13 protein-coding genes are annotated in these 13744 nt (G+C 72.5%); 5 read left to right on the top strand and 8 right to left on the bottom strand.

Features of this window, described 5'->3' with window-relative positions; genetic code table 11:
- Together ACTB72_RS07850 and ACTB72_RS07845 are read left to right on the top strand one after the other, a co-directional pair.
- Positions 1–409: hypothetical protein (locus ACTB72_RS07850; protein ID WP_463036427.1), on the top strand; the 409-nt coding region annotated here is incomplete at its 5' end.
- A 304-nt stretch (positions 410–713) separates the two neighbouring features.
- The gene (locus ACTB72_RS07845) at positions 714–1619 is read left to right on the top strand and encodes an SHOCT domain-containing protein (protein ID WP_463036426.1); all 906 of its coding nucleotides are present in this window, start codon (positions 714–716) and stop codon (positions 1617–1619) included.
- Between the two features lie 153 nt (positions 1620–1772).
- Here the strand turns inward: ACTB72_RS07845 and ACTB72_RS07840 are convergent, their stop codons facing one another.
- Positions 1773–2072, bottom strand: coding sequence for a putative quinol monooxygenase (locus tag ACTB72_RS07840; RefSeq protein ID WP_463036425.1), 300 nt, complete (start codon positions 2070–2072; stop codon positions 1773–1775).
- Between the two features lie 5 nt (positions 2073–2077).
- Positions 2078–2698, bottom strand: coding sequence for a gamma-glutamylcyclotransferase (locus ACTB72_RS07835; RefSeq protein WP_463036424.1), 621 nt, complete (start codon positions 2696–2698; stop codon positions 2078–2080).
- A 133-nt stretch (positions 2699–2831) separates the two neighbouring features.
- On the opposite strand from ACTB72_RS07835, the gene ACTB72_RS07830 reads away from it, so the two are divergent.
- A complete protein-coding gene (locus ACTB72_RS07830; RefSeq protein WP_463036423.1) occupies positions 2832–3845 on the top strand; it encodes a DUF2125 domain-containing protein in 1014 nt (337 codons plus the stop codon).
- An 84-nt stretch (positions 3846–3929) separates the two neighbouring features.
- On the opposite strand, the gene ACTB72_RS07825 is transcribed toward ACTB72_RS07830, so the two are convergent.
- The 3 genes from ACTB72_RS07825 to hisC are packed head-to-tail and all read right to left on the bottom strand — an operon-like array spanning position 3930 to position 7077.
- Positions 3930–5009 (bottom strand): extensin family protein, encoded by a 1080-nt coding sequence (locus ACTB72_RS07825; protein ID WP_463036422.1) that lies wholly within the window; start codon positions 5007–5009, stop codon positions 3930–3932.
- Entirely contained in the window at positions 5006–5986 is a 981-nt protein-coding gene (locus ACTB72_RS07820) for a prephenate/arogenate dehydrogenase family protein (protein WP_463036421.1), read from the bottom strand. Before ACTB72_RS07820 ends, ACTB72_RS07825 begins: the two co-directional genes overlap by 4 nt.
- Positions 5983–7077, bottom strand: coding sequence for a histidinol-phosphate transaminase (gene hisC, locus ACTB72_RS07815; RefSeq protein WP_463036429.1), 1095 nt, complete (start codon positions 7075–7077; stop codon positions 5983–5985). The genes ACTB72_RS07820 and hisC overlap by 4 nt, the downstream gene beginning before the upstream one ends.
- A gap of 343 nt (positions 7078–7420) precedes the next feature.
- On the opposite strand from hisC, the gene ACTB72_RS07810 reads away from it, so the two are divergent.
- Entirely contained in the window at positions 7421–8422 is a 1002-nt protein-coding gene (locus ACTB72_RS07810; RefSeq protein WP_463036420.1) for a DMT family transporter, read from the top strand.
- A 6-nt stretch (positions 8423–8428) separates the two neighbouring features.
- Here ACTB72_RS07810 and ACTB72_RS07805 read toward each other — a convergent pair whose 3' ends face one another.
- The 3 genes from ACTB72_RS07805 to hemF form a co-directional block, all read right to left on the bottom strand.
- Positions 8429–8839: a metallopeptidase family protein gene (locus ACTB72_RS07805; RefSeq protein WP_463036419.1), complete on the bottom strand. Its 411-nt coding sequence runs from the start codon at positions 8837–8839 to the stop codon at positions 8429–8431.
- A 60-nt stretch (positions 8840–8899) separates the two neighbouring features.
- Positions 8900–10390 (bottom strand): calcium-binding protein, encoded by a 1491-nt coding sequence (locus ACTB72_RS07800; RefSeq protein ID WP_463036418.1) that lies wholly within the window; start codon positions 10388–10390, stop codon positions 8900–8902.
- A 259-nt stretch (positions 10391–10649) separates the two neighbouring features.
- Positions 10650–11555, bottom strand: a complete 906-nt coding sequence (hemF, locus tag ACTB72_RS07795) for an oxygen-dependent coproporphyrinogen oxidase (protein WP_463036417.1) — start codon at positions 11553–11555, stop codon at positions 10650–10652.
- 293 nt (positions 11556–11848) lie between these two features.
- Here hemF and ACTB72_RS07790 point away from each other — a divergent pair, with 293 nt between their 5' ends.
- A complete protein-coding gene (locus ACTB72_RS07790; RefSeq protein WP_463036416.1) occupies positions 11849–13702 on the top strand; it encodes an ABC transporter ATP-binding protein in 1854 nt (617 codons plus the stop codon).
- The last annotated feature ends 42 nt before the right edge of the window (positions 13703–13744 follow it).

Raw genomic sequence — 13744 nt, 5'->3', positions numbered from 1 at the left:
CTCGCGCCCGCTCGCCACCCTGCGCATGATCTGGTTCGCCCGCGCCGGCGCGATGCCCGCCGACGCCGCCCCGCCGCCGGGCGCGCGGGTGTGCAGGGCGGCGGGACGCCCCGATGTCGACCTCGCCGCGCTTGGCCTCGCCCCGCCGCGGGCCGCGCGGCTCACGCCCGCCACCGACGCCGATTGCCTGCGGATGGTGGAGACGGGGGAGGCCGACTACGCCTCGCTGCCCGCCCTGGCGCTGAGCCGCGCGCTGGAGGGGGTCGCCCATACCGCGCCGGGTCTGGAGCGGCGCCCGGAGCTGGAGCGCACCCTGGCGCTGCGGGCGGTGGCGCGCAGCGGCTCGGCGGCCGGCCGCGCGGCCCTGGCGGCGCTGGACGAGGGGTTGGAGAGGCTCGCCCGCGACTAGGTCGCGCCGATTCCCCGCCCGGCGGCCCGCCCGCGCCCGGCCCGGTCCGCGCATGGCCGGGTTTCGCCTGGCACGCCCCTCGCGCGGCCGGACCGCCCCTCACCCCGCCTTTCGCCGCGTCCGCCCCTGCGAAGCCGCCCAAAACCGGCTCGAATCGAGACAATCCCCCCCGACCGCCGCCCCCGATCGCCTCCCGCCCCCGCCACCCTTCCCCTGCGACGGTTTCGCGAGACCCCGAGTCCGTGCTACGGCCCGGCGTCAAAGGATCCGGCACGCGCCGGACGTAGCCCGGGAAAGCCGCGACATGACCCTTCTCACCGACGACGGACGGCGCATCGTCGCCGACATGTCGGCCCGCTACGGCGTCAGCCAGGACGCCGTGCTCACCCTGCTCGGCGCGGTGAACAACGGCGGCCTGACCCAGGCGCAGTTCTCGCATCCCGAGCTCGGCGGCATGGGCCAGTGGTCCCAGGGCGGCATGATCATGATCGGCGACATGTTCAACAACGGTCTGAAATGGACCGTCGACCGGATGTGCGCCGAATGCGCCAACCACCTGCGCGCGTCGCAGATCTACGCCCCCGCGCCGCCGCCCCCCGCGATGAGCCGGCAGAGCCAGTCGCAGGGCGGGGGCCAGTCCCAGGGCGGGAATTCCAGCCTCTTCGTCTCCGGCGGTCAGCAGCAGGGCGGCTGGAACACCTGGTGGCCGCAGGCGCTCGGCCAGCCGTCCTCCACCGGCTCCCAGAACGACATGAGCTACGCGGTGTTCCCGCAGGCGCGCCGGCTGGCGATCCGGCTGGGCGGGCAGGTCACGGTCTACGATCTGGGCGATCACGAGGTCTGGGGGTTCTCCCAGCAGCAGGGCCATGACCAGTCGCTGACCTTCTCCAGCCAGTTCGGCGTGGTGCGGGTGGCGGACCTGCCGATGGTCGACGCCGGCGGGCGCGACATGGCCCCGCCGCCGCCGCCCGCGCCCGAGCCGTGGTCCCCGGCCGAATCCCCGCTCGCCTTCGCGCCGCCGCCCGAGCCGCGGCAGACCCGGCCGCAGTTCCATGAGCCGTCCGAGGCTCCGCAGGGCCAGACCCGCGGCGGAATGAGCACCGACGAGCTGTTCTCGATGATCGGGAAGCTCGCCGAGCTGCGAGACAAGGGGATCCTTTCCGAGGACGAGTTCCAGGCGAAGAAAACCGACCTGCTCTCCCGCCTCTGACCCCGCCCCCGCCCCCGCCCCCGCCGCGCGCCGCGCCGGCGCCCGGAGACGTCCGGGCCAGGCGCCCCCGTTCCCCCGCCGCGCGGGCGGAACGGGGACGCAAGCGCGAGGGCCGTCGCGCGGCCCCCCTCGGGATCAGCAAAACCGCCGGGGTCAGAGCGCGACGGCGTCCCCCGCCTCGCGCCGCCAGACGTTGCGGCCCAGCACCCCCAGCTTGCCCAGGCCTTCGCGGAACGCCGCAAGATGCGCGGCCTTGCCATGGGCGGCCAGCGCCTCGAGGCTCTCCCATTCCTCATGGATATGCAGGCGGCCCGGCACGTCGACCGAGCGGCTGATGACGTAGAGCACGCAGCCCGGCTCGGCCCGCGTCTCGGCCAGCACGCTCGCGACCAGCGGCTCGGCCGCGTCCATGCCGGCGGGTTCGATGTCGATATATCCGGCGACGACGATCATGCGGCTCACTCCTCCCTCGCGCGCCCCGGTTCGTCGGGCGCGGTCGGAGCCTGCATCGCGCGCACCATCCGGTCCAGCCTTTCCAGCTCCGGGTCCGGCAGGCCCAGCGCGCGCAGATGCGCCACGGTGTTGTGCAGATAGTCGCGGTTCGGCCCCGCCGGCCCGACGGCGGAGGCGATGATGCGCGCCTGCGCCTCCATGTCCATCGGCGCGTAATTCTCGTGGCTCACGTTCATCACATAGCAAAGGGCATCGACCGCCCGATCCTCGGCCGCGTCCGTCGGGTCGGCCCCGTCCAGTTCCACCCGCGCCATCACCTCGTGATAGCTGAGGTTCGACATCTCGCGATGGGTCAGGTAGGCGCGCGTCTCCGCCTCCGCTCCCGGCGCCACCCGGAACAACAGCCCCCGACAGGCCGCGTCCGGCGCAGGGTCCAGCGCCAGCACCAGCCCCGGCGCCTGCGGCGTGCCCCGGTAGCGGATCGAGCGCAGGCAGAACGCCCGACGATAGCCGGGAAGCCGCCCCGGCCGGGTCTCGACGAAGGGAAAACCAGGATTCCAGAGCAGCGAGCCGTAGCCGAACACCCATAGGGCCGCCGTCCCGTCCCGATCGTCCAACCCTGACATATCCGCCTCCCGTCCCCCGCTTCGACATCATCCGGCCGCACCCGGGTCGCAACCCCGCCTCGTGGCCGCTATATCGCGCCGGAGGCTTCGGCGCGAGAGCGGGCCGGGGCGCGCACCACGGGGAGACGGGACCATGCGGATCGCATCATTGATCATCGGCGCGCTGGTCGTCGTGGTGGCGGCCTGGGGCGCCTGGTGGTGGGTCGGCGCCACCGCCCAGCAGACCGCCCTGGAGAACTGGCTGGCCGAGCGTCGCGCCGCGGGCTGGGCGGCGGAGGCGGAGATCCACGTCTCCGGCTTCCCCAATCGCTTCGACATGACCGCCACCGGGCTCACGCTCGCCGACCCTTCCGCCGGCTGGGCCTGGTCCGCGCCCGAATTCCGCACCTACATGCTGGCCTACACCCCCAACAAGGTCATCGCCGACTGGCCCGGAACCCATCGCCTGTCGGTCCCCGGCGAGACGGTGGAGGCCCATGCCGAGGAGCTGCGCGCCTCGGCCGATTTCGCGCCGAACACCACGCTCGCCCTGCATCGCGGCATCCTCAAGACGCGGGCGCTGGAGCTGACCTCGGCTTTGGGCTGGTCGGCGGGGCTCGACGACGGCCAGCTCTCGATCCGCGATTCGGAGGAGGTGCGCGGCCGCGCCAACGCCTATGACGGGGTGCTGGAACTGAAGGGCCTGCGCCCGCCCGACGCCTGGCGCGCGCTGCTGGGCGAGCGGCTCGCCGCCGATCTGCCGCGGACGCTGGAGACGCTGCGCCTCGACGCCACCGCGGTTCTGCGTCGGCCGCTGAACCTCGCGGCGGTGGAGGCGGGCGATATGCGCCCCGAAACCATCGTCCTGCGCGCGAGCCAGCTGCGCTGGGGTCCGCTGAGCCTCGACGGGTCGGGAAGGCTCGAGGTCGACGAGGCGGGCGTGCCCTCCGGTTCCATCGACCTGCGCGCCGCCGACTGGCGCCGGGTGCTGGAGGCGGCGGTGGCCGCCGGCGCGGTGCCGGCCGATCTCGCCGGCGCGATGGAGGCGGGGCTGTCGCTGATGTCCAACCTCACCTCCGACGGCAAGGGGCTGGAGGCGCCGCTGCGCTTCGCGAGGGGGCGGATGTATCTGGGCCCGATCCCGCTGGGCGCCGCGCCGCGGTTCTGAGCCGCCGCGCGGCGCGATCGCGCCGCCGGCGCCGTCTCGGGGCCTGACCGAAGGGATCGCGCGGGACCGGCCGCGCCCGTCGCCCTACTTGCAGTAGGCGCCGCCGGGCCGGGCGGCGATGTCGAGATGCAGGTGATCGCGATGATGCTCGTCGCTGTCGGGGCCGAGCACGGTGCCGAACGGCCCGCAGGCCGCCCGCCAGGCCTGCAGCATGAACGCCCCGGCCTGGCCCTTGCGCCAGCCGCGCAGCGGCGAGATCTCGCGTCCGTCCGAGAGCTGGAAGGCGCGGATGTCGATGGCGTTGCCCACCGAATGCTCCGACAGCCTGGCCCCGGCGACCCAATTGCGCGACCGGCAGCTGTAGGTCCCCGCGATGCGCAGCGCCGCGAGCTTGGCGCCGAGCGCGCGGGGCGCCATGCGGATCGGGCCGAGCTCCATCCACGAGGCCAGCGTGCGCGCCGCGCGGCAGTTCATCACCGAAGGCGGGTCGAGCCGGACGCCCAGCACCTCCGAAATCCGCACCGGCTGCGGGATGCCGCAGATGCCGGGGCCTTCGACCGCGGGAACGATCTCGCCCTTCAGCCGCCAGTCGCCGCACAGGCCCTTGTCGGAATAGCGCGGGTCGGGCGGCAGCCGCACCGGCGTGGATTGCGGGCCGGGGGCGACAAAGGCGATCTGCGGCGGCGGCGTTCCGCGCTTCGGCGGCGGCGCCGGGCGCGCGGGCGGCGCGATGGCCGGCATGCCGGAGGCGGAGGCGCGGGGCGCGGGCGGCCGCGGGCCCTGTTCGGCCTGGGTCGCGCGCAGCTTCGGCGGGGCGACAGGCCGGGCGTCGGGCCGGGCGTCGGGCGCGCCGGGCGGGTCCGGAATGGCCGGCGTGGAAGGCGAAACGGGGGCGACGGGCGCGCGCGCCGCCGAAGGGTCGGGCCCGTCCTCGCCATGCTGTCCAGGGTCGACCGGAGGGGCGGCGACCCCGACCTCCGGCACGGTCTCTCCCGCCTTCCCCTGCGGGCCGGGTCGCTCTGCCGTCGCGGGCGGCGTCACGGCCCGCGGATCCGCCGCCGGGCGGGGCGGCGGCGGCGCGGCCGACCCGACGGCGGCAAGCGCCGGCCCCGCCAGCAGGGCGGCGGCCAGAAGCGCCGCGAACCGGGCGGCGGCTGGGCTCAATTCCTCTTCGCCCCGGACTTCGCGGGCGTGCGCCCGAAATCGGGAGCCGAAGTGTCCTGCCCGGCCTGAATGATCCCGCGCCGGATCGCCCGCGTGCGGGTGAAATAGGCGTGCAGGTGGTCGCCGTCGCCGATGCGGATGGCGCGCTGCAGGGCGAAGAGCTCCTCCGTGAAGCGGCCGAGGATCTCCAGCGTCGCGTCCTTGTTGGTCAAGAACACGTCGCGCCACATGGTCGGATCCGACGCGGCGATCCGGGTGAAATCGCGGAACCCCGCGGCGGAATACTTGATGACCTCGGATTGCGTCACCCGGCGCATGTCGTCGGCGACGCCGACCATCGTGTAAGCGATGGCATGGGGCACGTGCGAGGTGACGGCGAGCACCAGATCATGATGGGCCGGATCCATCTCGTCGACATTGGCCCCGCAGCCCTCCCACACCGCGCGCAGGCGGGCGAGCGCGTCCGGATCGGTCTCGGCGTTCGGGGTCAGGATCACCCAGCGGTTTTCGAAGAGCTCGGCGAAGCCTGCATCGGGGCCGGAATGCTCGGTGCCGGCCAGCGGATGGCCGGGGATCAGGTGCACGCCTTCGGGGATGTAGGGGGCGACCGCCTCGAACACCGCGCCCTTGGCGGAGCCGACGTCGGAGATGGTGGCGCCGGGCTTGAGGACGTGGGCGATCTCCTCGGCCACCGGCGCCATGGCGCGCATCGGCACGCAAAGCAGCACCAGGTCGGCGTCGGCGGCGGCCTCGGCCGCGCTGTCGTGGATGCTGTCGCAAAGCCCGAGCTCCAGCGCCCGTTCCATCGTGGCGCGGGTCCGGGCGTGGCCGGCGACGTGGCCGATGAGACCCGCGCGCTTGGCGGCGAGGCTGAACGAGCCGCCGATCAGCCCCATGCCGATCAGGGCCACGCGCTCGTAGATCGGGGCGGCGGGCGTGGAGACGGGGGCGGCGGCGGCGGGGACCTGATCGGTCATGCCCCCTTCCCCGGCCCGGCCATGAAGTCGGCGACGGCGGCGGCGACCGCGCGGCAGCCCTCCTCGTCCCCGATCGAGATCCTGAGCCGCGACGGCAGCCCGTAGGACGCGGTGCGCCGCACGATCAGCCCGCGGGACTTGAGAAAGACGTCCGCCGCCTCGGCCCGCGCCGCCGTGCCGAAATCGGCCAGCAGGAAATTGGCGTGCGACGGCGTGCAGGGCGCCCCCGCCTCGGCCAGCCGCTTGGCGAGCCAGTCGCGCCAGACCTCGTTGAGCACCGAGCACCGCTCGGCATAATCCACGTCGCGCATCGCGGCCTCGCCCGCCGCCAGCGCCAGGGCGTTGAGGTTGAACGGCGGGCGGAAGCGGTTGAGCACGTCGATCACGTGGTCGGGTCCGTACATCCAGCCGATGCGCAGCGCGGCGAGCCCGTGGATCTTGGACCAGGTGCGGGTGACGATGACGTTGTCGCGGGTTTTGGCGAGCGAGATCCCGGCGTCGAAATCCGCGTCGCGCACGAACTCGGCGTAGGCCCCGTCGATCACCAGCAGCGCGCGCGGCGGCAGCCCGTCGGCGAGCCGTTCCAGCGCCGCCCGCCCCGCCAGCGTGCCGGTGGGGTTGTTGGGATTCGCAAGGTAGACGATCCGGGTGCGGTCGGTGCAGGCGGCGAGGATCTTGTCCACGTCGGTGGTCAGATCGGTCTCGCCCACGCAGACCGGCGTCGCGCCGACCATCTGGGCGTTGATCTTGTAGAGGCCGAACCCGTGCTCGGTGTGGATCACCTCGTCCCCCGGCCCGGCATAGGCCTGGGCGACGAGGGCGAGGCATTCGTCCGAGCCGTTGCCGCAGAGAATGCGCGCCGGGTCGAGGCCCTGCACCTCGCCGATGGTCCGGCGCAGCGCGGCGTGGCCGCCGTCGGGATAGGCGGCGAGCTTGCCGAGCGCCCCGGTCATCGCCTCGATCGCCTTGGGCGAGGGGCCGTGCGGGTTCTCGTTGGACGAGAGCTTGATGACCCGGTTGGCGCCGGGCACGGCGCTTTCGCCCCCGACATAGGCGGAGATGTCGAGGATGCCGGGCTGCGGCACGATCATGGGGTGGGGCTTGACGGTCACGGGCGGGCGCCTCCTTCGCGCGGTGCGGTTTGGATAACGCGGGCGAGGCCCGGGCGCCACCGGCCTTTTCGCACGGGGGAGGGGCGGGCCGCGGCGCGCGGAAGGCGGGGACGGGAGCCGCGGCGACGCCCCGCGCGCCCGTCGGCCCGGTCACGCCCGCCGCGGCGGCGAACGGGGACGCCGGGCGGGGCCGGAGAAGGCGCCCGGCGGGAGCGGCGCGGCTCCGGCCAAAACGCCGCGGCCGCGGGAAGCGGCCCCCCGCGGCCTCGACCCCGCGCCGGCCCCGGAATAGCCTGCGATCCGTAAGGAGCCCTGACCGATCATGACTGAGACCAAGGCCACCGAAACGGCTGACGCAACGGCTGCCCCGACGCCCGATGCGGCGTCCGAGCCGAACCCGCTCACCGGCATCGCGCTGAAAATCGCCTCGGTGGCGGTGATCATGGGGCTGTCGGCCTCGGTGAAGGCGCTGGACGGGTCGGTGCCTCCGGGCGAAGTGGTGTTCTTCCGCTCCCTGCTCGCCCTGCCGCCGATCCTGATCTGGCTGGTGATCCGCGGCGATTTCCCGGGCGCGCTGGCGACCAAGCGTCCCTTCGGCCACGCCCTGCGCTCGCTCGCCGGAACCGGCGCGATGTCGATGATGTTCGTGGCCCTGTCGCTGCTGCCGCTGACCGAGGTGGTCGCGATCACCTACGCGGCGCCGCTCTTCATCACCCTGTTCGCCGCCTTCCTGCTGGGGGAGCGCATCCGCCTCTACCGCATGACCGCGGTGGGGATCGGATTCGCCGGCGTGCTGCTGGTGATGGCCCCCCGCCTCACCACGCTGGGCGGGGCCGAGACCCCGGACGGCGCGGCCCATGCCATCGGCGCGCTGATCGCGCTGGGCTCGGCGCTGATGATGGGCCTGGCGCAGACCCAGGTGCGGGGCCTCTCGAAGGTCGAGACCACGGCCGCCATCGTGTTCTGGTTCACCGCCTCGAGCACCGTGCTCGCGCTCCTCACCCTCCCCTTCGGCTGGATCATGCCCGCGCCCTGGCAGCTGCTGCTGCTCACCACCGGGGGACTGGCGGGGGGGATCGGGCAGATCATGCTGACCTCGGCCTATCGCTACGCCGAGGCGGGGGTGATCGCGCCCTTCGAATACGCCTCGATGCTGCTCGCGGCAGCGGTGGGCTGGTTCGTGTTCGGCGAGGCCCCGACCCTGCTGGTGCTGGCCGGCACCGCGCTGGTTTCCGCCGGGGGGATCCTGATCATCTGGCGGGAACGCCAGCTGGGGCTGGAGCGGACCGCCTCGCGCCGCGCGCGGCTGACGCCCCTAGGCTGAGCCGCCCTATTCCCACCAAGGGTCGATCGCTGCGATGTCGTCGTCCGACCAGCCGAAGTGATGCGCAAGCTCGTGCACCAGCACATGGGCGACCAGTGCGCCCAGCCCCACGTCGCCGCGGTCGATCCACTCCTCCAGGATCGCACGTCTGAACAGGTAGATGGCGTCGGGAGGGCCGGGGAGGTCGTCCGCCCCGCGCGCGGTCAGGGGCACGCCGTCATAGAGCCCGGTCAGCTCGAACGGATCCTCGATGCCCAGATCGGCCAGCACGGCGTCGGAGGCGAAATCCTCCACCCGCACCGCGATCCGGCCGGCCGCCTGGCCCACCCAGTCAGGCAACGCCGCGAAAGCCTCGGCCGCGAGGCGGTCGAAATCGTGAAGCGAGGGCGCGAGAGCGGGGGAGGGGAAATCGGTCATGGCGCGCGGAGCCTATCGAATCCCCGCGCCGCGTCCAGCGCCCCCTCCCCGCGGTCGGGATCAGAGATCGACGTAGACGATGTTGGCCGCCATCGCGTCCTCCACCGCGTCGATCGCCGCGTCCCGCGCCACGGCGTATTCCTGCGCGTCGAAAGGCACGGCGGCCTCGACCTGCAGCCGGCCGGTCACCTGATCGGAGGCGTCGCGCACTTCGAGATGCAGCGCCAGCCAGTCGTCGTCCGGCAAGCTGAGGTCGTCGGCGATCACCGCATGAACGCTGGAGCCGCGCGCGATCATCAGCGTGTCGCCCACCGTGGCCGAGAACGTGTTCGTGTAGGGGCCGAAGCCGTCGTAGAAGCCGGACTCGGAGGCGGTCAGCACGATGTCGAAATCGGTCCGGTCCGCGCCCTCATCGGCGCCGGAATAGTCGAACACATCGCGCGCCGCCGCGTCGGCGTCGCCGTAGATCCAGTCCGTCCCCGCCCCGCCCTGCAGGGTGTCGCGCCCGTCGCCGCCGTTGAGCGTGTCGGCCCCTGCCCCGCCGTCGAGCCGGTCGTCGCCGCCATAACCGTGCAGCCGGTCGTCGCCCGCGCCGCCGATCAGCGTGTCGTCGGTCGCCACGTCCTCGTTGGCGCGGAGGTAGTCGTCGCCGTCGCCGCCATCGATATGATCGTCGCCGCCGCCATGGGCGTAGACCTCGTCGTCGCCGGCGTCGCCATAGACGCTGTCCGCCCCGCCGCCGACCTGGAGAAAGTCGTCGCCGTCGCCGCCATGAAGGACGTTGTCGCCGCCCCCGACGCGCAGGACATCGTCGCCCGCCCCGCCCCACATCATGTCCGAGCCGTCGTCGTCCCCGCCCAGCAGCAGGTCGTCGCCGTCGCCGCCCCATAGCCGGTCGGACCCGTCCCCGCCCTCGAGCACGTCGCCCTCGGTCCCCGACGGGCCGGCCCAGAGCCGGTCGGCGCCGTCGCCGCCGACCAGGCTGTCGTCGCCCGCGCCGCCGCGCAGCTTGTCGGCGCCCCCCTCGCCGAACAGCGCGTCATCGCCGGCGCCGCCCTTGATCACGTCGCGCCCGCCCATCGCGTGGACCACGTCGTCGCCGCGCGAGCCGATGAAGACTTCGTTTCCGTCGGAGCCGACCACCGCGCCCGCGCCCGGCTGCATCCGGTAGACGAGGCGGTTGCCGTTGAGGAATCCGTAGAAGGCGTCGTGGTTGTCTTCGGCCTTCTCCAGCACCTTGATGAAGCGGCCGACATCCCAGTCGAGGCCGGCCCAGGTCTGGATCGCGCCGATGTCGCCGAAGCTCCAGGAGATCTTCTTGATCCGGCCCTGGGTCGCCTCGCCCGCGGCGTCGTAGAGGAACGTCCCCTTCAGAACGACGCGCATGTCGGCGGCGTCGTCGCGGATCACCAGCTTGCGGCGGCCGGTCTTGACCGCCTCGCCGCCGAGGAACGGCGCCAGCGCCCACTCCCCGCCCCATTGGTCGGGTCTGGAGTCGTCCATCCCGGCCCAACCGTTGAGATAGCCCTTCACGATGATCTTGACCGGCATGTCGCCCCCCGTCGCCTCCGCGCCCCACCGCGCGGTCCACATGACGTTCCGGTCGCGCAGTCATCTGCCGTCCGGACAATCAGCCCTATGCCAAAGGCTTTTCGAACATCAAGGCTTGCTTCCGGGGCTCGGGGAGTAAAACGCCGCATGAAGCGGAGAAAGACCGGGCTCCCCTCTTTCTGGCGCGCAAATGGAAACCATTCCTGTGGCGGAGACGCAAAGGGCGCGGCTCAAGCCGGCCGCGGCGCGGCCCGAGCGCTCAGGGCCACTTCGCTTCGGGCGGCAGCGACATCAGCACCGCGTCCGGGTTATGGCCCGTCTCCAGCCCGAAGCGGGTGCCGCGGTCGTAGACCAGGTTGAACTCGGCGTAGCGGCCCCTGCGGAACAATTGATGTTCGCGGTCCTCGGAGGTCCAGCTTTCGGTCGTGCGGCGCCGGGTGATCGGCACATAGGCGTCGAGGAACGCCCGGCCCAGATCCTGGATATAGGCGAAATCCGCCTCCCAGTCCCCGGTGCAGTGGTCGTCGCAGAACACGCCCCCGACGCCGCGCGGCTCCTGCCGGTGCTTGTTCCAGAAATACTCGTCCGCCCAGGCCTTGTAGCGCGGGTAATAGCCGGGGTCGTGGCGGTCGAGCGCGGCGCGCAGCACGTCGTGGAAAAAGGCGGTGTCGTCGGGCTCCTCCCGCATCGGGTTGAGGTCGGCGCCGCCGCCGAACCACCAGGCGGTCGGCGTCCAGAACATGCGGGTGTTCATGTGCACCGCCGGACATTTGGGCGAGCGCATATGCGCGACCAGGCTGATGCCCGAGGCCCAGAACCGCGGATCCGCGGCCAGGCCCTCGATCTCGCGCCGCGCGGTCAGCGAGCGCTGGGCCTGCGCGCCCAGCACGCCATAGACGGCCGAGACGTTGACGCCCACCTTCTCGAACACCCGGCCGCCGCGCATCACCGACATGACGCCGCCGCCCTGATCGCCCTCGCCCTCCCCGGCGCGGGAGGTCTCGGTCCGCTCGAAGCGGCCGGCGGGCAGATGGGCGTGGGGGCCGGTCCGCTGCGCGTCCTCGATGGCCTCGAACGCCGCGCAGATGCGGTCGCGCAGCTCCGAGAACCAGGCGGCGGCGCGTGTCTTTTCGGTCTCGCCTACCGGCGCTGCGGACGTTTCCACTGCTGGCCCTCCTCTTTCATATTGAACCTTTACGATTTCGCCCTAGGTAGGCGCAAGCGCGAGGGAGCGGGGTCGCCAGACCCTGCCGTGATCCCGCGCGTCGGCGGCCTTTTGTTTTTCAAGCCCCCCGGCCTCGCCCCACGAGCCCGGCGAACAGGCGCGATCCGCGCGCTCAATCCTTTCCGCGTCCGCGCGGCCCGGCCCTGCCGGCCCGGCCCGCGGACCGCCCCGACCTTCCCGCCTGCGCCGCTCCGGGCGCGGGTCCCGATCCTATCGCTGATGGAGGGCCGGTCATGTTCGACCGCCTCAAGAACCTCGTCGACCCGTTCGCGCCTTTCGAGGCCCGCACGCCCCCGGACCGCTACTGGCCCTTCATGCGGATGTATCTCGCCCCCCTGAAAGGGCCGATGATCTTCTCCGCGTTCATGGGGCTGGTGGTCGCGATGATCGAGACCGGCATGATCTTCTATGCGGGGCGCATCGTCGACATGCTCGCCGCCTCGGCCGAGGGGCCGGAGGCGCTGTGGTCGCTGCACGGGCTGGAGCTGGTCGGCGCCGCGCTCGGCGTGCTCCTGATCCGCCCGCTCGCCATCGCGCTACAGATGTCGATGCTCAACATGGGCGTCGGGGTCAACGCCGTGGCGCTGGTGCGCTGGCGCACGCACAAGCATGTGCTGGGCCAGTCGGTCGGCTTCTTTCAGAACGATTTCGCCGGGCGCATCGCCAACCGCATCATCCAGACCGCCCCCGCCGTCGAGGATTCCGCCTATGGCGCGCTGGAGGCGGTGGCCTATTTCACCGCCTATGTGGTCGGCGCGGTTCTGGTTCTGGGCGACGCGGACCCCCGCCTCGCCATCCCCATCGCGCTGTGGCTGGTGTTCTACGGCGTGGTGCTGCGCCTGCTGATCCCGAAGATGGCCCAGGCGGCGAAGCGGTCGTCGGAGGGACGCTCGGCTCTCACCGGCAAGATCGTCGACGGCTATTCCAACATCGAGACGGTGAAGCTATTCGCCCATGCGGAGAAGGAGCTGGACCTCGCCCGCGAGGCCATCGCCGACCTGCGGGAGCGGGACGCGGCCGAGATGGGGCTGCAGACCATCATGTCCATCTGCCTTTCCGTCGCCGGCGGCCTGCTGATCGTGGGAACGGTGGGGACGGCGGTCTATCTGTGGTCCGTGGGCGCGGCGACGGCCGGCGCGGTGTCGGCGGCGACCGCGCTGACCATCCGGCTGTCGGCGATGATGGGCTGGATCATGTGGGTGACCTCCCAGCTTTTCCAGTTCGCCGGCATCATCCGCGAGGGCATGACCACCATCTCGCGCCCCCATGAGATCACCGACGCGCCCGGCGCGCCGGATCTGAAGGTGCAGGGCGGGGAGATCCGGTTCGAAGGCCTGCGCCACCGCTACGGCAAGCGGGCCGGCGGGCTCGACGGGCTGAACCTGACGATCAAGCCGGGCGAGCGGGTGGGGCTCGTCGGCCGGTCGGGCGCGGGCAAGTCGAGCCTGGTGAACCTGCTGCTCCGCTTCCACGAACTGGAGGAGGGGCGGATCCTGATCGACGGCCAGTCGGTGCGGGATGTGACCCAGGATTCGCTGCGCACGGCGATCGGGATGGTGACGCAGGACACGTCGCTGCTGCACCGCTCGGTGCGGGACAACATCCTCTATGGCCGGCCCGGCGCCTCCGACGCCGAGATGGCGGAGGCGGCGGCGCGGGTCAGCGCGGCGGAGTTCATCCCCGGGCTCGAGGATCCCGAGGGCCGCAAGGGCTACGACGCCCATGTCGGCGAGCGGGGGGTGAAGCTCTCGGGCGGACAGCGGCAGCGGATCGCGCTGGCCCGGGTGGTGCTGAAGAACGCCCCGATCCTGGTGCTGGACGAGGCGACCTCGGCGCTGGATTCGGAGGTCGAGGCCGCGATCCAGGACGCGCTCTACGGCATGATGGAGGGCAAGACGGTGATCGCCATCGCCCACCGCCTGTCGACCATCGCGCGGCTCGACCGGATCGTCGTGCTGGACGAAGGCCGCATCGCCGAGACCGGAACCCATGACGAGCTGCTCGCCGCCGGCGGGCTCTACGCCGGGTTCTGGGCGCGGCAGTCGGGCGGGTTCCTCGCCACCGACGAGGCGCAGGCGGCGGAGTGAGGCGACGGCGCGGGGGCGACGCGCTTGCCTCGCCCCCGCCCG

The sequence above is a fragment of the Albimonas sp. genome, assembly GCF_055129145.1.
The sequence above is the reverse complement of the archived record's forward strand: the minus strand, read 5'-3'. Positions and strand labels throughout refer to the sequence as shown.

Coding starts and splice junctions, on each gene's coding strand:
- ACTB72_RS07840 (WP_463036425.1), bottom strand. CDS start 2,072: ATGATCGTCGTCGCCGGATATATCGACATCGAACCCGCCGGCATGGAC.
- ACTB72_RS07805 (WP_463036419.1), bottom strand. CDS start 8,839: ATGACCGATTTCCCCTCCCCCGCTCTCGCGCCCTCGCTTCACGATTTC.
- ACTB72_RS07800 (WP_463036418.1), bottom strand. CDS start 10,390: ATGCCGGTCAAGATCATCGTGAAGGGCTATCTCAACGGTTGGGCCGGG.
- ACTB72_RS07835 (WP_463036424.1), bottom strand. CDS start 2,698: ATGTCAGGGTTGGACGATCGGGACGGGACGGCGGCCCTATGGGTGTTC.
- hisC (WP_463036429.1), bottom strand. CDS start 7,077: ATGATCGTGCCGCAGCCCGGCATCCTCGACATCTCCGCCTATGTCGGG.
- ACTB72_RS07810 (WP_463036420.1), top strand. CDS start 7,421: ATGACTGAGACCAAGGCCACCGAAACGGCTGACGCAACGGCTGCCCCG.
- ACTB72_RS07790 (WP_463036416.1), top strand. CDS start 11,849: ATGTTCGACCGCCTCAAGAACCTCGTCGACCCGTTCGCGCCTTTCGAG.
- ACTB72_RS07820 (WP_463036421.1), bottom strand. CDS start 5,986: ATGACCGATCAGGTCCCCGCCGCCGCCGCCCCCGTCTCCACGCCCGCC.
- ACTB72_RS07830 (WP_463036423.1), top strand. CDS start 2,832: ATGCGGATCGCATCATTGATCATCGGCGCGCTGGTCGTCGTGGTGGCG.
- ACTB72_RS07845 (WP_463036426.1), top strand. CDS start 714: ATGACCCTTCTCACCGACGACGGACGGCGCATCGTCGCCGACATGTCG.